Genomic DNA, 20,371 nt, shown 5'->3' on the forward strand with positions numbered 1-20,371 from the left:
GCCCGGCGCGCCGTCGCGGCGCGCCGGGCCACCCGCCCGGGATGGTCGGGCGGTGCGGATCAGCCGGCGAGCCCGCTCGCCCAGGGGTAGGACTCCAGGTACGGGTCCGGCTCGATCGGCTCACCGGAGGACCACTCGGTGTAGATCAGGCCGTCCGGCCCGATCTTGCCGATCAGCGCGGTCTTGGCGATGTGGTGGTTGTCGCCGTTGACGGTGACGGTGCCCTCGGGGGCGTCGAAGGTGACGCCGTCGGCGGCCGCCTGCACGTCCGGCACGGCGAACGAGTCGGCCTTCTCGACCATCGCCTTCCAGAGGTACAGCGAGGTGTAGGCGGCCTCCATCGGGTCGGAGGTGACCTTGTCGTCGCCGTAGCGCGCCTTGAAGGCGGCGACGAACTCGGCGTTCTCCGGGCTGTCGATGGTCTGGTAGTAGTTCCAGGCCACCGGCTGGCCGACGATGTTGTCGACGCCGATGCCGCCGACCTCCTCCTCGGCGATCGACACGCTCAGCACCGGCATCGTGTCCGGGGTCAGGCCGAGGCTCTTGTACTCCTTGAAGAACGCCACGTTGGAGTCGCCGTTGAGGGTGTTGAACACCGCGTCGGCGCCCGCGTCGCGGACCTTGGAGACGATCGTGGAGAAGTCGGTGTGCCCGAGCGGGGCGTACTCCTCGCCCAGGATCTCGATGCCGTTCGCCTCGGCGTACGCCTTGATGATCTTGTTGGCGGTCTGCGGGAAGACGTAGTCGCTGCCGACCAGGAACAGGCTGGTCGCGCCCTGCTCCTTGAGGTAGTCCAGGGCCGGGACGATCTGCTGGTTGGTGGTCGCGCCCGAGTAGAAGATGTTCTCCGAGGACTCCAGGCCCTCGTACTGCACCGGGTAGAACAGCAGCGCGTCGTTCGACTCGAAGACCGGCAGCATCGCCTTGCGGGAGGACGAGGTCCAGCCGCCGAACACGGCGGCGACGCAGTCGGCCCGGATCAGCTTCTCGGCCTTCTCGGCGAAGATCGTGGGCTCGGAGGCGCCGTCCTCGGCGACGACCTCGAGCTGCTTGCCCAGCACGCCGCCGGCCTCGTTGATCTCCTCGGCGGCCATCGCGAGGCTGTTGTAGACGGTGTTCTCGCTGATCGCCATCGTGCCCGAGCGCGAGTTCAGGAAGCCGATCTTGACGCTGTCCCCGCTGGTGTCGACGCAGGACGCCGCGGCGGCACCGGCGTCCGCCTCGTCGTCGACCCGGGCACCGCAGGCGGCGATCCCCAACCCCATCGACAGCAGGGCGACCCCCGCCAGGGCGCGGCGCAGCCGCTTCGCACTTCTCATCACAACGCCTCCGTGAAGCGCACCGGAGGACGTCCCCGGGGCTCGGCCGGGCCGGGTCCCGTTGCCCGGTACCCGGCCTGAACTGCTGGATACATCCGTGGATCCGGCGGTGAGTACCGTAGGAACGCCGTATTGCGGCGACAGCACGATCGCCGTTGCCGGGCCGTTTCCGGAGACCCCCGCGACACCCGCTCCGGCGTCATCCGCCCGAAACACGATCGGGTGACACGGGCACTCCCTGGCCGCCGCACGTACCATCTGGTACACAGTCTGTACCAATCGGTACGCCCCGCGGAGGACGCCATGGGAGCCCGGTCGAGCGAGACGTACCATCCGGTACGTGACAGGTGCCGGACCGGCCAGGGACCGGCTGCTGCAGACGGTCGTCGAGCAGCTCGCCGGGCAGGGGATCGCGGACCGCAGCCTGCGCGCGCTCGCCACCGCGACCGGCACCAGCCACCGGATGCTGATCTACCACTTCGGCTCCCGGGAGGGGCTGCTCACCGAGGTCGTCGCGGCCGTGGAGGCGGGCCAGCAGGCGGCCCTGGCCGCGCTCACCGCCGATCCGGCGGCCGGCCCGCGGGAGGTCGTCGACCGGTTCTGGGTGACCGTCTCGGCCGGGGCCCGGCGCTACGGCCCGCTGTTCTTCGAGCTGTCCGCGCAGGCCATGCAGGGCCGGGCGCACGCCGCCCGGCTGCGGGAGACCCTCGTCGCACCCTGGATCGCGCCGCTCGGCGCGCTGCTCGAACGGGGCGGCCTGGCACCGGCGGCGGCCCGCACCCGGGCCCGGCTCGTGATCGGTGCCGCCCGCGGCCTGCTGCACGACGCACTGGTCACCGGCGAGTTCACCGAGGCGGACGCGGCGATGGCCGACCTCACCGCGCTGGCGCTGCCACCCTGACCCCTCCCACCCCGGAGCCGACGCGATGAGCCTCGACCGCCTGACCATGCCGACCGGCGAGACGCTGACCTTCCTGCGCACCGGATCGGGCACCGGCGGCGCCGCCTTCGAGGTCGAGGCCGTCCTCCCGCCCGGGCTGGCCGGCCCGCCCGCACACCGGCACCGGTTCGAGACCGAGACGTTCACCGTGGTCGACGGCGAGCTGCGGGTCCGGATCGGCCGGGACAGCCGCGTCATCGGCCCCGGCGAGTCGGTGACCGTGCCACCCGGCGTGGTGCACGCGTTCGCGAACCCGACCTCCGGACCGGTCCGGATCCGCACCGTGGAGACCCCGGCCGGTCCGCTGGAGCAGCAGTTCCGGGCCCTCGCCGACGCGGGCCGGCTGCCGCCGCTGCGCCGGCTGGCCCGGATCAACGTCGAGCACGACCTGAGCTTCGTGCTGCACGGGGTGCCGGAGGCGCTGCAGCGTCCACTGTGGCGGCTGCTCGCCGCGCTCCCGGCGCCGCGCCGCTGACCGGCTGCCGGCACAGCGCCGCTGACCGTGCTCCCGGCGGCGCCGCGGGACGGACCGCACCGCCGGGCGCCGCGCCGCTCCCCTCAGCCGCGCCGGGCGCCGGCCGGCCACAGCACCGTCGTCGGCATCCCGAGCTCGCGGGCCCGCCCGACGGCCTCGGCGGTCCCACCCGACGGCCGCCCGTCCCAGACCGCGACCAGCTCCTCGCACCGGTCCAACACGAGCAGGCTGCCCGCCAGGTAGGCGGCCGCGCCGGAGGTCGGACGACCGGTCGTCAGCACCGACCGTGCGCTCGCCAGGTAGGCGTCGCAGCGTTCCCGGTCGACCGGGTCCGGGATCCGCGCCAGGTAGTCGGCGGCCGGCAGCACCACCTCGAGCGCGCCGCCGAACTCCAGGACCACGTCGGCGAAGACCTGGTCGGCGCCGCGGGCGAGGCAGCTGACGCCGACCAGTCCGGTCCGCAGTGGACGGAGGTGGTCGCGCAGTGCGCGCCGGACCGGGTCCAGCGCGTCGGGGGTGAGGTTGCTGTGCCCGGTGACGCCGACGACCGTCATGGAGCGACATCCTCCACCCCACCGGGGGTGGACCGTTCCGCCTCCCGGTCACGGCCCGCATCACAAGAAGCTGGACACCTTAGCCCGCTCGCGGTGGCGCGGAGGACCGATCGCCCGGCATCCGGACGAAGCTCACTTTCCGCTACGCGATCGGCTCACCCGTCCGTACGATGCCTGCGTGCTGCACCTCGGATCGGGAGCCGGTGACCTGTTGGTCGGCCGTGCCTGGCTCGATCTCGGGTACGTGGCGAGCGCGACCTGTCGGTCCTGACGCCCCACCTGCCACCCCTCCACGACCGACCCGGCCCCGCGCCGGCCGTCGTCCCGTCACACCTCGGAAGAGGACCCCGTGCAGACCGCCACATCCTGGGCACCCCCTGCGTCCGTGCAGCTCCGCGCGGTCGACCGGACCTTCGGTACCGGCGCCGACCGCCGGGTCGTGCTCGAACACGTCGATCTCGACGTCGCCGCCGGTGAGGTGGTCGCCCTGCTGGGCGCGTCCGGTTGCGGCAAGTCGACGCTGCTGCGCCTGGTGTCCGGGCTGGACCGGCCCACCGGCGGCGCCGTGCTGGTCGACGGCGACGAGGTAGACGGCGTCGAACGCCGGGCGGCCGTGGTGTTCCAGGAGCCGCGGCTGCTGCCATGGCGCAGCCTCGCCGACAACGTCGCCTTCGGCGTGCCGGACGGGACGTCGCGGGCCGACCGGGACGCCGCCGTCGAACGGGCGCTGGACGCCGTCGGGCTCGCCGAGTTCGCCCGCTACCGGCCGCGCGCCGTCTCCGGCGGCATGGCGCAGCGCACCGCGCTCGCCCGCGCACTCGTCCGCGCGCCGGGCGTGCTGCTGCTCGACGAGCCGTTCGCCGCACTCGACGCGCTCACCCGGATCCGGATGCAGGACCTCGTCGACGACCTGCAGCAGCGCTCCGGCGCGACCGTCCTGCTGGTCACCCACGACGTCGACGAGGCACTGCAGCTGGCCGACCGGATCGTCGTGCTCGGCCGGCCCGACGACGACGGCGACGGCCACTCCGGAGCCGGGATCGTGCACGTGCTCACCCCGCCCGGCCCGCGCCCCCGCGACCGGGCCGATCCGGGCCTCACCGCGCTGCGCGCCGACCTGCTCGGCCGGCTCGGCGTCCCCGTCCACCACACCCGCGCCCCCCGATGAAGCGGAGCATCCCCGTGCGTCGACTCACCCGCCCCGTCGTCCTGCTCGTCGCCTCGTTGCTCGTCCTCGCCGGCTGCGCCGCCGGCGAGAACGCCGACGGCACCGTCGCCGCCGACGGCACCGGCGGAACCGGCGGCACCCGGGTCAGCCTGGACTACGCCTACTACAACCCGGAGAGCCTGGTGATCCGGAAGCAGGGCTGGCTGGAGGAGGAGCTCGGCCAGGACTCCGTCGAGTGGGTGCTGTCGCAGGGCAGCAACAAGGCGAACGAGAACCTGCGGGCCGGCGTGATCGACATCGGTTCGACGGCCGGCACCCCGGCGCTGCTCGCCAGGGCGAACGGCTCGCCGATCAAGTCGATCGACGTCTACAGCAGGCCGGAGTGGTCCGCGATCGTCGTGCCGGAGGGCTCGCCGATCACCGACCCGGCCGGGCTGCGCGGCACGAAGATCGCCGTCACCCAGGGCACCGACCCGTACTTCTTCCTGGTGCAGACGCTCGCCGGGGCCGGGCTCGACCGCGCCGACGTCGAGATCGTGAACCTGCAGCACTCCGACGGCCGGACCGCGCTGGAGCGCGGCGACGTCGACGCCTGGGCCGGGCTCGACCCGTTCATGGCCCAGTCCGAGCTGGACGCCGGATCCACGCTGATCTACCGCAACCTCGACTTCAACTCCTACGGCCTGCTCAACGCCAACGAGTCGTTCCTGGAGCGCGACCCGGAGACCGCCGCCGTCGTCGTCCGCGCCTACGAGCGGGCCAGGGCGTGGATCGTGGAGAACCCCGAGGAGGCCGTCGCCACCCTGGCCGAGGCCGCCAGCATCAGCCCCGAGGTGGCCCGCAAGCAGCTGCTGGAGCGCACCCAGATCGACATCGACCCGGTGCCCGGCGACGCCCAGCGCGAGGTGCTGGAGCGGCTGGTCCCGATCCTGGTCTCGGAGGGCCTGGTCCGCTCCGAGGACGACGCCCGCACCGCCCTGGACACCCTGTTCGAGCCGCGGTTCGCGCAGGAGGCGGCCGGCACCCGGTCCGACGGGACGGCCGGGTCGTGACCGTCACCGAGACCCCCGGGGCGCAGCGCACGGAACCGGCCGCCCGGCCGTCCGGGCGGGTGCGCGGAACCCGGCACCGCCGGCTCCTGGCCGGTCTCGGTGCGGGACTCGTGCTGCCGGTCCTGCTGGTGATCGGCTGGCACCTGCTGGCCGCGTCCGGCCGGTTCTCCCCGGCCCAGCTGCCCGCCCCGCTCGACGTGGTCGCCGCGCTCGGCGAGCTCGCCGGGCGCGGCGAGCTGTGGCAGCACATCGCGATCAGCGTGCAGCGGGTGGTGCTCGGGTTCGCCGCGGGCGCCGGGGCCGGCCTGGTGCTCGGCGGGATCGTCGGGCTCTCGGTGCGGGCCCGGTCGTTCCTGGCACCCACCATCCAGGCCGTGCGGGCGGTGCCGTCGCTGGCCTGGGTCCCGTTGCTGCTGCTGTGGCTGGGGATCGGCGAGACACCCAAGATCACGCTGGTCGCGATCGGCGCGTTCTTCCCCGTCTACACCACGATCGCGGCCGCGCTGGAGCACGTCGACAGCAGGCTGGTCGAGGTCGGCCGGGCCTACGGACGCTCGGGCCTGCGGCTGTTCCTGCAGGTCCAGCTGCCCGCGATCGCCCCGCCCGCGCTGTCCGGGCTGCGCCTCGGCCTCGCCCAGGGCTGGCTGTTCCTGGTCGCGGCGGAGCTGATCGCGTCGTCGATCGGGCTGGGCTTCCTGCTGATCGACAGCCAGAACACCGGGCGCACCGACATCCTGCTGCTGGCGATCGTGCTGCTCGCGCTGCTCGGGAAGCTCACCGACGCCGTGCTGGGGGTGGCGGAGCGGGCGCTGCTGCGGCGCTGGACGTGAGCGGCCCTCACCCCGGCGGCCGCCGCCAGAGCCGCTCGGCGAGCAGCGGGGTCCGTTCGATCGGGACGAGGCCGTCGTCGAGTCCCCGGAGCCGCTGGTAGACCGACCGCATCTCGTGGCGGTCCCGCAGGTACGGCCCGCCTGCCGCGAGTTCGAGGATCGTCACGGTGTTCACCAGGAACAAGGCCCCCACCGGCCGGCCCTGGGCCCGGAGCCGGTCCAGCCGCCTGCGCTCGGCATCGGCCATCCGGGCGCCGGCGCCGTCGTCGATCACCACGGTCGCCGCGGCACCCCGTTCGGCGGCGACGACGGCGTGCGAGCGCCGGCCCCGCATCGATGATCGGCCGGTTCGGTGTCATCCCGGTGCACCCTCCGGGAGGTCCGCGTCGAGCTCCGCCGGGGCGATCCCGGCGACCGGCACGCTGTGCGCGGGCGCCCAGCCGACCGGTCCGCGGTCCTGCGGAACGAGCCCGGCCGTGCGGAGTTCCTGCTCGACGACGTCGGCGGGCAGTCCCCGCAGCCGGGCGATCGCCGCGACGGACACGACACCGGCGAGGTAGCCGTCGATCGCCCGGGTCAGCAGACGCTGCGGCGCACGGTGCCGGTCCGATTCGTCGGCGAGCGCCCGGTACTGGTCGGACCACCCGTGCCGGGCCGCCAGCACCGGGGTGGTCATCGTCATCCACGCGGCCTTCGTGTCGAGGTCGATCAGGCCGGCCTGGTGGAGCGCGATGGCCGCGACGGCCGGGGAGACGAGGTACCGCTGGACGACGTCGGACAGCAGCGACGGATCCGGCCCCCGGCGACCGCCGAACAGGGCGAGCAGCCCCTCGGCGGGCACCAGCAGATGCCGGGAGAAGGCGTCCGCCCTGCGCTCCGCGGGAGCGCGGGTGCCCAGCTCCTCGTCAGGGACGCCCCAGTCCTCGAAGACCACGTGTGCCAGCTCGTGGGCGAGGGTGCTGCGCCGGCGCATCGGCCGGTCGGTCCGGGCCACGGCGATGAAGACGGCGCCACGCACCGGATCGCGCATGGTGAGCCCGTGCTCGTCGGGCCCGACGTCGACCACCGACACGTCGATCCCGGTGACCTGCTCGATGATCGCGACCAGATCGCCCAGCGGCTGCACACCGAGGTGGTGTACGGCCCGGAACTCCTCCGCCGCGGCGCGGCCCTCCGACTCGGGCGTCACGGCCGCGCCGGGATGCCCTGGTCGTCGAGGTAGGCGTCGAGCTCGAGGCAGTGCAGGAGCGCCGACCGCATCGCGGCCATCTCCGATCCGTTCGTCGCGCGCGCGACACAGTGCACCCGGGCCTCCACCCCTTCGCCGGTCAGCGCGGACAGCGTCGTCCCGGTCGCGTCGGCGATCGCCACCAACTCCGGGACGGTCGGGGTGCGGCTGCCCGCGACGATCCGGGACAGCGTGGCCTGGGCGAGCCCGGCCGTGGCCGCGAGGCGCCGCTGGCTCAGACCGGCGGCGGCGCGGGCCCGGTACCCGCCGATCCCGACGCGGCAACGACGACGCCGCAGCCGGCCGCCGCGTCACCCCTGCGGCGGCCGCCCCGCGTCCGGCCCCCAGCTCGCCAGCGCCGCGGTCTCCACGACGGTCATCACCTCGTAGAGCACGATCGACACCAGCACCGCGAGCGCCACGATCGTCCAGACGCCGCCGTAGTTGCCGGAGCCGTTGTACCCGGACAGCACCCCGCCCATCCCGACGAACCCGGACAGCCACTCGGCCAGCATCGCGCCGACGATCGCGCCCGGCACCGAGATCCGGGCGGACGCGAGCAGCTGCGGCAGCGCCGAGGGCAGGCGCGCCTTGACCATCACCGTCCACGCCGATCCGCCGTTGACCCGGATCAGGTCGACCGTCTGCGCGGGCACCGAGTTCAGCCCGAGCACCACGTTCACCAGCACCGGGAACAGCACCACGATCGCGGCGATCACCGCGATCCCGAGCGGGCCCTGCCCGAAGATCAGCAGCAGCAGCGGCGCCATCGCGACCAGCGGCACCGACCGCAGCAGCATCGCGATCGGCATGAACGCCAGCTCGAACGGCCGGAACAGCACGAACAGCACGGCGGTGACGGTCGCCAGACCCATCCCGGCGACGAAGCCGAGCGCGGCGTTGCCCAGCGTCACCCACAGCGCCCCGAAGCTCTGCGCACGGGCGTCGGCCGCGGACAGCGACGCCGGCCGCACCCCGCGCGCCGGGTCCTCGGCGAACAGGTACTGCAGCACCTCCCAGGGCGGCTTGCCGACGAACGAGGGCACGTCGAACACCCACAGCAGCACGGTCCACAGGATCACCAGCGCGACCAGCGCGACGGCGACGGTGAGCGCGGCCCTGGCCGCCCGGCGGGCCACCGCGGCGGCCACCGAGCCGAGCCCGGCGCCGGTCGTGGTCCCGGCGGTGAGGACGGCGGTCACCGGGCACCCGCCATGACGTCGGTGCCCGAGGACCACGGTGTCACGACCCGCGCGACCAGCCCGACGAGCAGGTAGGCGACCCCGGAGAACAGGCCGCTGACCAGGGCGAGGTACCAGAGCAGCGGCGCGTCGGCCTGGGTCTGGGCGGCGATCAGCGCGCGCCCCAGGGTCTGCTCGCCGCCGCTGCCCAGGTACTCGGCGAGGATCGCGCCGAGGAACGCCGACGGCGCGGCGATCTTCAGCGCGGCGAACAGGCTGGGCAGCGCGGAGATCAGCTGCACCTTGCGCAGCACCGTCCAGGACGAGCCGCCGTAGGCGCGCACCAGGTCCAGCCCGGCCCGCGGGGCGGCGCGCAGCCCGACCAGGCAGCCGACCACCGTGGTGAAGAAGCAGAGCAGTGCGGCGAGCACCACCGACGCCCCGGACGGTGCGTCCCGGCCGGCCACGATGACGATCACCGGCCCGATCGCGACCGGCGGGATGCAGTAGGTGACGATCGCGATCTGGTGGGCCAGCGGCTCGAACCGCGGCACCAGGATCACGACGACGGCGAGCAGCACCGCCAGCCCGTTGCCGAGCAGGTAGCCCTGGGTCGCCGCGGTCACCGTGGACACCGAGTTGCGCAGCGTCGAGGCCCACCGCTGCGGCGAGAGCATCTCGGCCAGCACGGCGCCCGGGGTCGGGATGGTGCCGCTCCCGGTGAACAGGGTGACCGACGCGAGCCACCACACGCCGAGGATGACCAGCACCCCGATCGCGCCGCCGACGCGGGCGTTCACTCCGCCGCACCCCCGCCGAACAGGATCTCCGAGAGCCGGTCGACGTAGCCGTGGAACTCCGGCGTGCGGGTCAGCTGCGGCGCCCGGGGGCGCGGCAGGTCGATCTCGACGACCTCGACGATCCGGCCGGGCCGGGCGCTCATCACGGCGACGACGTCGGACAGGAACACCGCCTCCGAGATGCCGTGGGTGACCATCAGGGTGGTCGCCGGGCGCTCGGTCCAGATCCGCAGCAGCTCCACGTTCAGTCGCTGGCGGGTCATGTCGTCCAGCGCCCCGAACGGCTCGTCGAGCAGCATCACGGTCGGCTGCACGACCAGGCAGCGGGCGATCGCGACCCGCTGCCGCATCCCGCCGGAGAGCTGCGCCGGCTTCGCCTTCTCGAACCCGGTGAGCCCGACCAGCTCCACCAGGCCGTCGATCAGGCCCTTCTCCGGGGTGATCCCGGCGACCTCCAGCGGCAGCGCGATGTTCGCCGTGACGCTGCGCCACGGCAGCAGCGCCGCCTCCTGGAAGGCGATGCCGAGCTCGTGGTCACGCTGGATCTCCCGGGTGGACCGGCCGTTGATCAACGCCTCCCCGGACGACGGCGTGTCCAGCCCGGCCAGGATCCGCAGGATCGTCGACTTGCCGCAGCCGGACGGCCCGAGCAGCGACAGGAACGAGTTCTGCGCGGTGCCCAGGTCCACCTCGGACAGCGCCTGTACCGACTGCCGCCCCATGCTGAACGTCCTGGTCAGGCCCCGGATGTTGATCCCGGTCGCGGCGGCCGGATGGGCCGCCGGGTCGGTCGTGGCGATCCGGCCGGCTGCCGTCTCGGTCATGCCGTGACCAGGTCCGGGTTCTCGGCGTAGACCTCGTCGAGCAGCGACAGGTCGAACAGCTCCTCGGCGGTGATCGAGATGCCCATGTCGCCGATCGCGCCGATCGTCCGCTCCAGCGCCTCCGGGGTGGAGGTGAACAGCCCGTTGGCCCGGGTGTCGTCGGTGACGATCAGGTCGTTCTGCGCGATCGCCTGCTCGGTCTGCCCGGGGATGTCCAGGCCGAGATCGGCGCCGTACACCTCGACGGCCAGCCGGGCGGACTCCTCGGGCTCCGCGACGGCGTCGGTCCAGCCGCGGATCTCGGCCTTCAGGAACGCCTTGAGCATGTCCCGGCGCTCGTCGATGGTCTCCTGCAGCACGGTGAACACCTCCGACGTCAGCGGCAGGCCGTTGTCGGCGAACGACAGCGTGACCGGCGTGTGCCCGTCGGCGGCGACCAGGAACGGCTCGTTGGTCAGGAACGCCATGAAGCCGTCGACGGTGCCCTCCACCAGCGGGGCCGGCTCGTACTGGACGACGACCTGCTCGATCGTCGACGGGTCGATGTCGTTGGCGGCGAGCAGCCCGGCGAAGATCTGCTGGTTGGTGCCGGCCTGGATGCCGATGCGCTTGCCCGCGAGATCGGCCAGGGTGCGGATCGGGGTGCCGTCCTCCAGCGACAGGATGCAGAACGGGTTGCGCTGGAAGGTGCTGCCGATGACCTTCAGCGGGGCGCCCTGCTCGGTGATGAACCGGGCGGTGGCGTCCGGGGCGGTGATGCCGATGTCGACGTTGCCGGCCAGCACGAGCGCGTCGGCGCTGTCCACCGGGCCGCTGACCAGCTCGACGTTCGAGAAGCCCGCCTCGGTGTAGTAGCCGCGGGAGTCGGCCATGTACTCGCCGCCGAACTCGATGTTCTTGATCCAGGACAGCTGGATCGCGATGTCCCCGAACTCGCCGGCCTCGGCCTCGGCCGGCTCGGACCCGCCGGAGCCACAGGCGCCGAGAACCAGGCCGGCCGCGCCGAGACCGGCGCCGATCCCGGCGAGGCGGAGGACGTCCCGGCGGGACGGGGTGTAGGGGCGTGCGGAACGCATGGACGGTGCTCCTGACGACGGCGACGACGGATCGTCGGCCGACCGCAGGCGTGGTCGACTCCCCCACCCCGTCCGGTCCCCCGACACCGACGATTCGCCGAATCTAGGAATTCGCGCGCGATCGCCGGTTGCCGTGCGGTAACAGCCAGATCAACCAGTCGGTCGCGGCCGGCCGCCCGCGCTCACCCGGCGAGCGCCGCGAACCGGTCCCACGTCTGCGGCGAGCGCAGCGCCCGCAGCGGCGCCGCCACCGCGGTCCGGGACCGGGCGTCCGTCCCGTCCGGGTCCAGCACCGCCCCGGTGAGCAGCAGCGCCGCGGTCGCGACGGTGCCGTCGTCGTGCCGCTGGTAGAGGCCGGCGGCGAGCACCCCGGGCAGGCTGCCGTCGGTCACCCCGACCGCGCCTGCGCCGTCCGGGAGCTTCCCGGTGGGCACCCGCTCCAGGTGGCCGCGGGCGACCCGCCCGGCGCCGGGCACCCCGAGGTCGCCGCTCGCGCAGGCCCGGTGCGCGGCGGCCAGCCCGCGTGCGGTGCCGCCGGGTGAGCCGGCCCAGTAGCCGGGATCGGCGAGCGCCCGGGTCGTCTCCGCGCCGGCCGCGGCCATCCGGTCGGCGACCTCGGCGCGGCGCTGCGGCGACGCCGCGTACTCCTGCCCGGCGGCCAGCGCGTCGGCCCGCCGGGTGGCCGGGTCGACCGGCGCCGACCAGGAGCGCAGGGTCTCGCCCGCGAAGCACGGCAGGTCCGGGCCGGGCAGGCCGGCGGCCGCGGCGGCCTCGGTCAGCGGGTCGTCGCCGAAGGTCTCGCGGAGCAGGTCGGCGGCGGCGACGTCACCGTGCAGCAGCATCGCGTCGACGACGCCGGTCCAGGTCACGGTGCTCTCCGCGGTCGCGCCGAGCGTCGCCAGCGCCCGCTGGTGGGCACCGCCGTCGGTGCCGGGCACGTGCCAGCGCGCCCACTCGGCGACCGGGACCGGCGCGTCGGCGGGGAAGCCCGCGGCGACCGCCCGCGCGTACGCGGCCAGGTGCACCACGGTCGACGCCGAGGCGAGCGGCGAGAGCTCGTCGGCGCGGTGTTCGAGGACGCCGCCGCGGCCGTCGTCGAGGTGCAGCGACCAGCCCTGCGGGGCGGCCGCCAGCCGCTCGAAGAAGCTGCCGAACGGGTCGTCCGGGTCCGGCGGGGCGGGCGGCGCGCCGGTGATCCGGTCGACCGCGGACGCCGAGCAGGCGGTCGCTCCGAACAGGACGGCGGCGGCACCGAGCAGGGTGCGGCGGCTCAGCGACATCGTGTCTCCCCCGGTGCCGGACGTGCCGGGCGAACCTAGCAGCGCGGCGGCACCCCGGACGGGTGGAAACCCGGCTAGCGTCCGGCCCCGTGACCGCCGATCTCGCCGAGCTGTACCGCGACCTGCACCGCCATCCGGAGCTCTCGTTCGCCGAGACCCGGACCGCCGCGATCGCGGCGGGCCGGTTGCGCGCGGCCGGGTTCGAGGTCACCGAGCAGGTCGGCCGGACCGGGGTGGTCGGCGTGCTGCGCAACGGCGACGGCCCGGTGGCGCTGCTGCGCGCCGACATGGACGCGCTGCCGGTCGCCGAGGACACCGGTCTCGACTACGCCAGCACCGCCCGCGGGACCACACCGGACGGCGAGGACACCGCCGTCGCGCACGCCTGCGGGCACGACATGCACGTCACCTGCCTGCTCGGGGCGGCGGCCGGTCTGGCGTCCACACCGGACACCTGGTCGGGCACCCTGCTGGTGGTGTTCCAGCCGGCCGAGGAGATCGGCGGCGGCGCGCGGGCGATGCTCGACGACGACCTGTACGCCCGGTTCGGCACCCCGGACGTGGTGCTCGGCCAGCACGTCGCGCCGCTGCCCGCCGGGCTGCTCGCCGTCGCCCCCGGCCCGGCGTTCGCGGGCAGCGACACCGTCCGGGCGACGCTGCACGGCTCGGGCGGGCACGGGTCCCGGCCGGAGACCACGGTGGACCCGGTGCTGCTGGCCGCGTCGACCGTGCAGCGGCTGCACACGGTGGTGTCCCGGGAGGTGGCGGCCACCGACACCGCGGTGCTCACGGTCGGGCTGCTGCGGGCCGGGACGAAGGAGAACGTCATCCCCGACTCGGCGGAGCTGGGGCTGACGGTGCGCTCCTACACCGACGCCGTCCGCGACCGGCTGCTCGGCTCGATCGACCGGATCGTGCGCGGCGAGGCCGCGACCGCGGGCGCCCCGCGGGACCCGGAGATCCGGGTCGTCGAGACGTTCCCGCCGGTGGTCAACGACCCGGCCGCGGTCGAGCGCACCCGGGCCGCGCTGGCGACGGTCACGCCGCTGCCGGTCGTCGATCCGGGGCCGGTCACCGGCAGCGAGGACGTCGGCCAGTTCGCCGTCGCGGCCGGGGCGCCGTGCGTCTACTGGCTGCTCGGCGGGGCCGATCCGGCGGCGTTCGAGGGCGCCGCGACCGTCGACGCGATCCGGGCCCGGGTCGCCGGGCTGCCGTCGAACCACTCGCCGCGCTACGCCCCGGTGATCGAGCCGACGCTGTCGACCGGGGTCGCCGCGCTGGTCGCCGCGGCCCGGGAGTGGCTGCCGGTGCCCTGACCCGGATCAGTCCCGGGCGCCGGTGGCGGCCAGGGTGCCGAGCAGCGCCAGGTTCTGTGCGGTCGGCGAGCCGGGTTCGGCGTGGTACACGACGAGCTGCTGCCCGGGTGCGGAGCGCACGTCGAAGCTCTCCATCCGCAGCTCCAGCTCGCCGACCTGCGGATGCACCAGGATCTTCGGCTCGGCGGTCTTGCCGCGGACGTCGTGCCGGGCCCACAGCCGGGCGAACTCGGGGCTGCGGGACAGCACCTCGTCGAGCACCTCGCGGATCCGCGGGTCGTCCGGCGCGGCGCCGTGCAGCAGCCGGAACCCGGCGGTGACGGCGTGCGCGGCGCGCTCCCAGTCGTGCTGGAACGTCCGCGCCGCCGGATCGCAGAACACGCTGACCAGCAGGTTGGAGCCGACCGGGAACAGGGCGTCGCCGAGCGCGTTCGCGGCGAGCACGTCGTAGGCCCGGCCGAGGACGATCGCGGGCTGGGTGTCCCAGCCGTCCATCAGCATCCGCAGCTGCGGGTCCACCCGCTCCCGGGTGCCGGGGCGGCGCGGGCGGGGTGTGGCGCCCGCCAGGTGCAGCAGGTGGGTGCGGGCGTCGTCGCCGAGCCGCAGGACGTCCGCGAGCGCGTCCAGGACCTGCACCGACGGGTTCCGCTCCCGCCCCTGCTCCAGCCGGACGTAGTAGTCGGCGCTCACCCCGGCGAGCAGCGCGACCTCCTCGCGGCGCAGCCCGGGGACCCGGCGCCTGCTGCCGCCGGGCAGACCGGCCTCGGTGGGGGTGACCTGGGCGCGGCGGGCGCGGAGGTACTCGCCGAGTGGCGTCATGACACCGATCATCCCCCGGGACGGCGGCGGGTGGGTGGGTGTGGCACTCCCCCGATCGGCGCGGCCTGCCGCCCGGGCCGCGCCGGGGGTCGACTGGTCCCATGACGAACGAGAACCCCGTCGCCATCGTGACCGGAGCCAGCAGCGGGATCGGCCGGGCGGTCGCCACCCGGCTCGCCGCCGACGGCACGACGGTCGTCGCCGCGGCCCGCCGCGCCGACCGCCTCGCCGAGCTCGCCGCATCCGCACCGGCCGGCCGGATCGAGCCCTGCGAGCTGGACGTCACCGACCACGCCGCCGTCCGCGCCGCCGTGGACGACGTCGTCGCCCGGCACGGCCGGATCGACCTGCTCGTCGCCAACGCCGGGGTGATGCCGCTGTCCCGGCTCGACGCCGGCCTGGTCGAGGAGTGGGACCGGATGATCGACGTGAACGTCCGCGGCCTGCTGCACGGGATCGACGCCGTCCTGCCGCACTTCACCCGCGCCGGGAGCGGCCACGTGGTCACCGTCGCCTCGGTCGGCGCGTACGCGGTCAGCCCGACCGCCGCCGTCTACTGCGGCACCAAGTTCGCCGCCTGGGCGATCACCGAGGGACTGCGGCAGGAGTCCCCGCCCGGGATCCGGGTCACCACCGTCTCCCCCGGCGTCGTCACCTCCGAGCTCGCGGAGGGCATCTCCGATCCGCTCGCGCAGGAGGCGATGGCCACCTACCGGGCGCACGCCATCGGGCCGGAGGCGATCGCGGACGCGGTCGCCTACGCGGTGTCGCAGCCCGCGGAGGTCGACGTCAACGAGATCGTCGTGCGACCGGTCCGGCAACGGTAGGACGGCCGGTTCACCCGTCCCGCCGGCGGCCTGCTGCGATGGACGGGTGACGCTCTCCCGCCGTTCGCTGCTCGCCGCCGGCCTGGGTGCCGCCCTGGCCGGCGGCACCGTCGGCTGTACCGCAGCCCCGCCGGCAGCCCCTCCGGCCGCCCCGCCGGCACCCGCGCCGACCGGGCCGGTGCCCGGGCTCCCCGACGTCGAGCGCGAGTTCGGCAGGCGGATCGGGGTGCACGCGCTGGACACCGGCACCGGCGCCGCCGTCGGGCACCGGGACGGCGAACGGTTCCTGATGTGCTCGGTGGTGAAGGCGCTGACCGCCGCGTTCGTGCTGCACCGCTCGGTGCAGGAGCCGGGGCTGCTCGCCCGTCCGGTCCGCTGGGACCGGGCCGACCTGCTGGAGTACGCGCCGGTGACCGAGCGGCACCTGGCGACCGGGCTGACCGTGGAGCAGCTGTGCGACGCGGCCGTCACCGTCTCCGACAACACCGCGCAGAACCTGCTGCTGCGCGAGGTCGGCCCGCCCGCCGAGCTGACCGGCTGGCTGCGCGGGCTCGGCGACGACGTGACCCGCGCGGACCGTCCCGAGACCGCGCTGAACGAGCGCGACGGCGATCTCGACACCAGCACCCCGGCCGCGCTCGCCGCGACCCTGCGGGTGCTGACCACCGGCGACGCGCTACCGGGCGCGCAGCGCGACCGGCTGCTCGGCTGGCTTCGCGCCAACACCACCGGTGACCGGCAGATCCGGGCCGGCGTGCCGGCCGGCTGGCAGGTCGGGGACAAGACCGGCAGCGGGCCGCTCGGCGAGCGCAACGACTCGGGCGTGCTGTTCCCGCCCCACGGCGCGCCGGTGGTGCTCACCGTGTTCACCGTGCCCGACGACCCGGACGAGGACCCGGACCGCGGCGAGGCGGCGGTCGCCGCGGCCACCCGCACGACGCTGGCGGCGCTGCGCGGCTGAGCCCGTCCGGGTCACATGGCGGACAGCACGGCGCGCAGCAGCACGACCTGCCCGACCGGGCTGGGGTGCAGGCCGTCGTCCTCCCAGAACTCCGGGCGGACCGGGACGGTGCTCAGGTCGATCGCGTCCGGATCGACCTCGCGGACCACGGAGACCAGCTCGGGGAAGTCGGCGGCGTCCCACCACTCCCCGGTGAGCTCGCGGGTCAGGCCGACCCGGGCCGGATCGACCGGCGGCGGGACCAGGAACCGGACGCGGGCGCCGGACTCGGTCTCCAGCAGCAGGCGCAGGGCGCGCAGGTTCCGCACCGTCTCCGGCGCCGACACCATCCGGACGCCGGTGGTGCCGCCCTCCCGCCGGACGTCGTTGCTGCCCAGCAGCACCAGCACCCGGGTCGGCATCCGGGAGACCAGCACCGGGCCGAGCGCGAGCGCCTCGGAGCTGGTGCGCCCGGACAGGGCCAGCACCTCCACCGACGCGTCCCGCTGCACCCGCGGCACCAGCTCGGCGAGCAGCCGGGCCCAGCTCAGCCGGTCCGCCGAGATCGAGTCGCCGACGACGACGACCCGCTCGCCGGGGCGCAGCGCCATCCGGTGCAGTCCGGCCGCGACCGGCCGTTCGGTGAGCAGAGCGGCGGCGTCGGCGCGCACCCGCGCCGCGAGCCCGTCGCGCACCCCGGCCACGTCGGCCGGGTTCAGGCCGGCGGTGCCGGCGAGCAGCCGGTCGATCGCCTCCTCCTGCACCCCGAACGCGGCGAAGGCCGGCCACGCGGTCAGGTCGGCGTAGCGGATCAACCGGTACATCAGCTCGTCGTCCACGATCCCCTCCCGGTCCGAGCATGCCGCCCCACCCGCCCGGCGCTGATCGCCGGGGTGCTGCGGCGCGCCGCGCACCGTCGGCGCCCGTCACCCGGACAGCTGCACCTGCGAGTGGCCCACGTCACAGTGAAGTGCTGTTTCGATCCGTCCGTTCCCAGGTGGAACGGGGATCTGAGGATCACCGCACCGCCGGTCAGGGCAGCCTCCGTTGCCTGGCAGGCCGCCGGGGACCGGTCCACCCTCACCGTCATGACGACCGCTCAGGACATGCCCCAGGTTCAGCAGTGCTCCGCCTCGACCTGTTCGTACAACTCCGACGACAGCTGCCACGCGGGCGCGATCACGATCTCCGGTGACCACGCGCACTGCGGCACCTTCGTGGAGATCTCGTTCCGCGGCGGCTCCGGGGGCAACGGCCTCGTCGGGGCCTGCCACCGCGCGGACTGCCGGTTCAACGAGAAGCTCGAGTGCACCGCGTCGTCGGTGAACATCGGCGCCGGCGCCGACTCCGCGGACTGCCTCACCTACGAGGCGAGGTAGGCCAGCTCCTCGGGCTCGATCCCGCCCCGGTCGTCGACCCGCAGCGCGCCGTCGGCGACGGCGAGCGCGGCGACCGGATCGACGTCGTCGACCAGGACGGCCGTCCCGTCGGCGGCGACCCCGCGCAGCGCGGCCAGCACCCGGCCACGGTCGCGGGAGCCGAGCCCGTCGGTGAGCCGGTCGACCAGGACCACCGCGGCGATCCCGCCCCGCACCGACGCGACGGTCGCCAGCCGATCCGCGACCGGATCCGCCTCGCGGGCCCGGATGCGCAGCACGGCGGCGCGCCGGCCGACCGGATCGCGGCCGGTGGTGTCGTCGAGCCGGTTCATCGTGCGACGGCGGTGCACGGACGGACCGAGCAGCACGGTGACGCTGCCGGTCGGCAGGCGCAGCGACATGAGCCCTCCCTCACCGGTACCCAGGCCAGGCTAACCGTTCGTCACGGCGAGGTGAAGGGTCGCGACCTCAGGCCGGCTGGGCCTCGCGGGAGGACGGCGCGGGGCGCGGCCCCGGCATGGTGGTGACCGACGCGCGGGAGACCCGGTCGGCCTGCTCCGCGTTCGCCCGCGCGGCGGCCCGCCGGACGTTGCCGGGGACCGACCGCGGACGCTCGGGCAGCAGCAGCGGCGGAACCGCACCGCCGGTGCGCCGGACGGCGCGGCTCTTGCGCAGGTAGGCCCAGCCGCCGCGGGCGAGCCGGGAGCCGCGCTGCACCGCACCGGCCTCGGGCATCGCGTCGCCCGCGCCGGCCTCGCGGGCCGAGATGTGCCGCAGCCGGGCCAGCGCGGCGGGCAGCCGGCGCAGCGCGACGGCGCGGCCCTGCGAGGACAGCGCGACCTTGGTGAGGAAGCTGCCCAGCCCGATCGAGTAGCCCTCCATCTGCGAGGCGAGCGCCTGCTGGTCGGGGCGGTGGTGGTGCCACAGGTAGGCGCCGGGCGCGTAGCCCAGGACGTGCCCGGCCAGGATCATCCGGACCAGGAACTCGCAGTCCTCGCCGCCGTGGGTGGGGGTGCCGGGGCCCATCGCCTCGTCGAAGCCGCCGACCGAGCGGGCGGCCGCGGCGCGCACCGCGAGGTTCGCGCCGATGCCGAACAGGCCGGGCGCGAACGGGAAGATCGGCGAGTCGGCGGGCGGGTCGTCGAGGGAGAACCGGCGCGCGGTGAAGCCCTTGTTCCAGGCGAGTGCGACGTCGGCGGCGCGCTCCTCGGCGCTGCCCAGCCGGGCGGCCAGGACCGGGCCGGACACGCAGGCCAGCTCCGGGTCGGCGGCGAACGCGCCGGCCAGCCGGGACGCCCAGCCCGGGTCGACCTCGGTGTCGTCGTCGGTGAAGGCGACGATCTCGGTGCGGGCCTCGGCCAGGCCGCGGTTGCGCCCGACCGACGCCCCGCGACGGGCCTCCCGGACGTAGCGCACCCGGGACGAGCCGGCCGCGGCGACGACGCGCTCGGTGCACTCGTCGTCCGGGTCGTTGTCGACCACGATCACCGACAGCGCCGGGTGGTCGGAGGCGAGCACCGCGGCCAGGCAGCGGGCCAGCGAGTCCGCCCGGTTGCGGGTCGCGATCACCACGGTGACCGGGTCCGCCGCGACCGGCGCGCGATCGACGGTGCCGGCCGGGCCGAGGGTGGACACCGCGGCGTCGAGCTCGGCCGCGGCGGCCCGACCGCCGCGCAGCGGCACCGTGACCTGGCCCTGCGGGGTGCCGCCGACCGTCACGAGCAGGCGGGCGGCGCCGAAGCGCGGATCGACCACCAGGTCGCGTGCCGGGGCAAGCCGGTCCAGCTCGCCCACCCAGGTCGGTTCGTCCGGTGTCGTCGCCATGTGACCATGGTGCAAGTGACTCGCTGTGACGACGCTGAGATGCGGCACGGTGTCGCTGTCACGCTGGTCACGGGAACAGACCGGACCCCTCCGCGGTTGTGGTTGACGTATCAACTGAATGCGGAGGGAGGCCGGACCGATGAACCTCGAGACCCTGCCCTGGACGGCCGGCGAGGCGACCGCACCCGCCGTCCGGTGGGAGCGCGCGACGTACCTGTTCGACTCCGGCGACCACGTGTCCGCGGCCCGGCTGCTCGCCGAGCTGGCCGACGCCGAGCCGGACGCCACCGCCGTCCGGCTGCTGCTGGCCCGGGCCTACTACCACTCGGCCCAGCTCGGCCGCGCCGAGTCGGTGCTGCGTGAGCTGCTGGAGCGGACCCCGTCCGACGGGTACGCGCACCTGCTGCTCGGCCGCACCCTGCAGCGGCGTTCCCGGCACGACGAGGCCGCGCCGCACCTGCGGCTGGCCTCCGCACTCGGGAGCTGACGACCGGGACCGCCCGTGCGCGACCATGCGCACGGGCGGTTCCGTCGTCCAC

Annotated in this window: 24 protein-coding genes; 10 read left to right on the forward strand and 14 right to left on the reverse strand. The window is 74.9% G+C overall.

Translation table 11 applies throughout. The annotated features are described in order from the left end of the window. Positions 1–59 precede the first annotated feature (59 nt). Positions 60–1,319 carry an urea ABC transporter substrate-binding protein gene (gene urtA, locus ABD160_RS03675; RefSeq protein WP_344018181.1) on the reverse strand — a complete coding sequence of 420 codons (1,260 nt, stop codon included), beginning with the start codon at positions 1,317–1,319 and terminating at the stop codon, positions 60–62. Positions 1,320–1,659: 340 nt separating this feature from the next. Between urtA and ABD160_RS03680 the strand changes: the two genes are divergently transcribed. Both ABD160_RS03680 and ABD160_RS03685 read left to right on the forward strand, forming a co-directional pair. Beyond that, the gene (locus tag ABD160_RS03680; protein WP_344018182.1) at positions 1,660–2,220 is read left to right on the forward strand and encodes a TetR/AcrR family transcriptional regulator; all 561 of its coding nucleotides are present in this window, start codon (positions 1,660–1,662) and stop codon (positions 2,218–2,220) included. 25 nt (positions 2,221–2,245) lie between these two features. Continuing rightward, the gene (locus ABD160_RS03685) at positions 2,246–2,734 is read left to right on the forward strand and encodes a cupin domain-containing protein (protein ID WP_344018183.1); all 489 of its coding nucleotides are present in this window, start codon (positions 2,246–2,248) and stop codon (positions 2,732–2,734) included. 83 nt (positions 2,735–2,817) lie between these two features. On the opposite strand, the gene ABD160_RS03690 is transcribed toward ABD160_RS03685, so the two are convergent. After that, positions 2,818–3,288 (reverse strand): hypothetical protein, encoded by a 471-nt coding sequence (locus ABD160_RS03690; RefSeq protein ID WP_344018184.1) that lies wholly within the window; start codon positions 3,286–3,288, stop codon positions 2,818–2,820. Positions 3,289–3,637: 349 nt separating this feature from the next. On the opposite strand from ABD160_RS03690, the gene ABD160_RS03695 reads away from it, so the two are divergent. The 3 genes from ABD160_RS03695 to ABD160_RS03705 are packed head-to-tail and all read left to right on the forward strand — an operon-like array spanning position 3,638 to position 6,338. Further along, on the forward strand, positions 3,638–4,456 hold the full coding sequence (locus ABD160_RS03695; protein WP_344018185.1) for an ABC transporter ATP-binding protein: 819 nt from the start codon (positions 3,638–3,640) through the stop codon (positions 4,454–4,456). Between the two features lie 14 nt (positions 4,457–4,470). Then, positions 4,471–5,508 carry an aliphatic sulfonate ABC transporter substrate-binding protein gene (locus ABD160_RS03700; RefSeq protein ID WP_344018186.1) on the forward strand — a complete coding sequence of 346 codons (1,038 nt, stop codon included), beginning with the start codon at positions 4,471–4,473 and terminating at the stop codon, positions 5,506–5,508. Continuing rightward, positions 5,505–6,338, forward strand: a complete 834-nt coding sequence (locus tag ABD160_RS03705; protein WP_344018188.1) for an ABC transporter permease — start codon at positions 5,505–5,507, stop codon at positions 6,336–6,338. The genes ABD160_RS03700 and ABD160_RS03705 overlap by 4 nt, the downstream gene beginning before the upstream one ends. A gap of 7 nt (positions 6,339–6,345) precedes the next feature. Here ABD160_RS03705 and ABD160_RS03710 read toward each other — a convergent pair whose 3' ends face one another. From ABD160_RS03710 to ABD160_RS03745, 8 genes are all read right to left on the reverse strand, one after another. Continuing rightward, on the reverse strand, positions 6,346–6,672 hold the full coding sequence (locus tag ABD160_RS03710; RefSeq protein ID WP_344018190.1) for a PIN domain-containing protein: 327 nt from the start codon (positions 6,670–6,672) through the stop codon (positions 6,346–6,348). 21 nt (positions 6,673–6,693) lie between these two features. Further along, positions 6,694–7,527, reverse strand: a complete 834-nt coding sequence (locus tag ABD160_RS03715) for an ImmA/IrrE family metallo-endopeptidase (RefSeq protein WP_344018191.1) — start codon at positions 7,525–7,527, stop codon at positions 6,694–6,696. Further along, complete coding sequence (locus tag ABD160_RS03720) at positions 7,524–7,865, reverse strand: helix-turn-helix domain-containing protein (protein WP_344018379.1); 342 nt, start codon at positions 7,863–7,865, stop codon at positions 7,524–7,526. The genes ABD160_RS03715 and ABD160_RS03720 overlap by 4 nt, the downstream gene beginning before the upstream one ends. Positions 7,866–7,877: 12 nt before the next feature. Further along, complete coding sequence (locus tag ABD160_RS03725; RefSeq protein ID WP_344018193.1) at positions 7,878–8,768, reverse strand: ABC transporter permease; 891 nt, start codon at positions 8,766–8,768, stop codon at positions 7,878–7,880. After that, positions 8,765–9,547, reverse strand: a complete 783-nt coding sequence (locus ABD160_RS03730) for an ABC transporter permease (RefSeq protein ID WP_344018195.1) — start codon at positions 9,545–9,547, stop codon at positions 8,765–8,767. The genes ABD160_RS03725 and ABD160_RS03730 overlap by 4 nt, the downstream gene beginning before the upstream one ends. Continuing rightward, positions 9,544–10,371, reverse strand: a complete 828-nt coding sequence (locus ABD160_RS03735) for an ABC transporter ATP-binding protein (RefSeq protein ID WP_344018197.1) — start codon at positions 10,369–10,371, stop codon at positions 9,544–9,546. Before ABD160_RS03735 ends, ABD160_RS03730 begins: the two co-directional genes overlap by 4 nt. Continuing rightward, entirely contained in the window at positions 10,368–11,447 is a 1,080-nt protein-coding gene (locus tag ABD160_RS03740) for an ABC transporter substrate-binding protein (protein WP_344018199.1), read from the reverse strand. Before ABD160_RS03740 ends, ABD160_RS03735 begins: the two co-directional genes overlap by 4 nt. Positions 11,448–11,629: 182 nt before the next feature. Further along, positions 11,630–12,727: a serine hydrolase gene (locus ABD160_RS03745; RefSeq protein WP_344018201.1), complete on the reverse strand. Its 1,098-nt coding sequence runs from the start codon at positions 12,725–12,727 to the stop codon at positions 11,630–11,632. An 89-nt stretch (positions 12,728–12,816) separates the two neighbouring features. Between ABD160_RS03745 and ABD160_RS03750 the strand changes: the two genes are divergently transcribed. After that, complete coding sequence (locus ABD160_RS03750; protein ID WP_344018203.1) at positions 12,817–14,043, forward strand: amidohydrolase; 1,227 nt, start codon at positions 12,817–12,819, stop codon at positions 14,041–14,043. Between the two features lie 6 nt (positions 14,044–14,049). On the opposite strand, the gene ABD160_RS03755 is transcribed toward ABD160_RS03750, so the two are convergent. After that, positions 14,050–14,862: a helix-turn-helix domain-containing protein gene (locus ABD160_RS03755; protein ID WP_344018206.1), complete on the reverse strand. Its 813-nt coding sequence runs from the start codon at positions 14,860–14,862 to the stop codon at positions 14,050–14,052. A 101-nt stretch (positions 14,863–14,963) separates the two neighbouring features. On the opposite strand from ABD160_RS03755, the gene ABD160_RS03760 reads away from it, so the two are divergent. Together ABD160_RS03760 and bla are read left to right on the forward strand one after the other, a co-directional pair. Beyond that, positions 14,964–15,689: an SDR family oxidoreductase gene (locus ABD160_RS03760; RefSeq protein ID WP_344018208.1), complete on the forward strand. Its 726-nt coding sequence runs from the start codon at positions 14,964–14,966 to the stop codon at positions 15,687–15,689. Between the two features lie 46 nt (positions 15,690–15,735). Beyond that, positions 15,736–16,650: a class A beta-lactamase gene (bla, locus tag ABD160_RS03765; protein WP_344018210.1), complete on the forward strand. Its 915-nt coding sequence runs from the start codon at positions 15,736–15,738 to the stop codon at positions 16,648–16,650. An 11-nt stretch (positions 16,651–16,661) separates the two neighbouring features. Here bla and ABD160_RS03770 read toward each other — a convergent pair whose 3' ends face one another. Beyond that, complete coding sequence (locus ABD160_RS03770; protein WP_344018212.1) at positions 16,662–17,468, reverse strand: SGNH/GDSL hydrolase family protein; 807 nt, start codon at positions 17,466–17,468, stop codon at positions 16,662–16,664. Positions 17,469–17,717: 249 nt separating this feature from the next. On the opposite strand from ABD160_RS03770, the gene ABD160_RS03775 reads away from it, so the two are divergent. After that, the gene (locus tag ABD160_RS03775; protein ID WP_344018214.1) at positions 17,718–18,008 is read left to right on the forward strand and encodes a DUF1540 domain-containing protein; all 291 of its coding nucleotides are present in this window, start codon (positions 17,718–17,720) and stop codon (positions 18,006–18,008) included. Here the strand turns inward: ABD160_RS03775 and ABD160_RS03780 are convergent. Further along, positions 17,993–18,409 carry a hypothetical protein gene (locus tag ABD160_RS03780; protein ID WP_344018216.1) on the reverse strand — a complete coding sequence of 139 codons (417 nt, stop codon included), beginning with the start codon at positions 18,407–18,409 and terminating at the stop codon, positions 17,993–17,995. The genes ABD160_RS03775 and ABD160_RS03780 overlap by 16 nt on opposite strands. Before the next feature lie 67 nt (positions 18,410–18,476). Continuing rightward, positions 18,477–19,832, reverse strand: coding sequence for a glycosyltransferase family 2 protein (locus ABD160_RS03785; RefSeq protein ID WP_344018218.1), 1,356 nt, complete (start codon positions 19,830–19,832; stop codon positions 18,477–18,479). Between the two features lie 139 nt (positions 19,833–19,971). Between ABD160_RS03785 and ABD160_RS03790 the strand changes: the two genes are divergently transcribed. After that, on the forward strand, positions 19,972–20,319 hold the full coding sequence (locus ABD160_RS03790; protein WP_344018221.1) for a tetratricopeptide repeat protein: 348 nt from the start codon (positions 19,972–19,974) through the stop codon (positions 20,317–20,319). Positions 20,320–20,371 lie beyond the last annotated feature (52 nt).

This window comes from Pseudonocardia kongjuensis, assembly GCF_039526905.1.
Taxonomy (GTDB): domain Bacteria; phylum Actinomycetota; class Actinomycetes; order Mycobacteriales; family Pseudonocardiaceae; genus Pseudonocardia; species Pseudonocardia kongjuensis.

Coding starts and splice junctions, on each gene's coding strand:
- urtA (WP_344018181.1), bottom strand. CDS start 1,319: ATGAGAAGTGCGAAGCGGCTGCGCCGCGCCCTGGCGGGGGTCGCCCTG.
- ABD160_RS03685 (WP_344018183.1), top strand. CDS start 2,246: ATGAGCCTCGACCGCCTGACCATGCCGACCGGCGAGACGCTGACCTTC.
- ABD160_RS03690 (WP_344018184.1), bottom strand. CDS start 3,288: ATGACGGTCGTCGGCGTCACCGGGCACAGCAACCTCACCCCCGACGCG.
- ABD160_RS03710 (WP_344018190.1), bottom strand. CDS start 6,672: ATGCGGGGCCGGCGCTCGCACGCCGTCGTCGCCGCCGAACGGGGTGCC.
- ABD160_RS03735 (WP_344018197.1), bottom strand. CDS start 10,371: ATGACCGAGACGGCAGCCGGCCGGATCGCCACGACCGACCCGGCGGCC.
- ABD160_RS03740 (WP_344018199.1), bottom strand. CDS start 11,447: ATGCGTTCCGCACGCCCCTACACCCCGTCCCGCCGGGACGTCCTCCGC.
- ABD160_RS03745 (WP_344018201.1), bottom strand. CDS start 12,727: ATGTCGCTGAGCCGCCGCACCCTGCTCGGTGCCGCCGCCGTCCTGTTC.
- ABD160_RS03755 (WP_344018206.1), bottom strand. CDS start 14,862: ATGACGCCACTCGGCGAGTACCTCCGCGCCCGCCGCGCCCAGGTCACC.
- ABD160_RS03760 (WP_344018208.1), top strand. CDS start 14,964: ATGACGAACGAGAACCCCGTCGCCATCGTGACCGGAGCCAGCAGCGGG.
- ABD160_RS03775 (WP_344018214.1), top strand. CDS start 17,718: ATGACGACCGCTCAGGACATGCCCCAGGTTCAGCAGTGCTCCGCCTCG.
- ABD160_RS03780 (WP_344018216.1), bottom strand. CDS start 18,409: ATGTCGCTGCGCCTGCCGACCGGCAGCGTCACCGTGCTGCTCGGTCCG.
- ABD160_RS03785 (WP_344018218.1), bottom strand. CDS start 19,832: ATGGCGACGACACCGGACGAACCGACCTGGGTGGGCGAGCTGGACCGG.
- ABD160_RS03790 (WP_344018221.1), top strand. CDS start 19,972: ATGAACCTCGAGACCCTGCCCTGGACGGCCGGCGAGGCGACCGCACCC.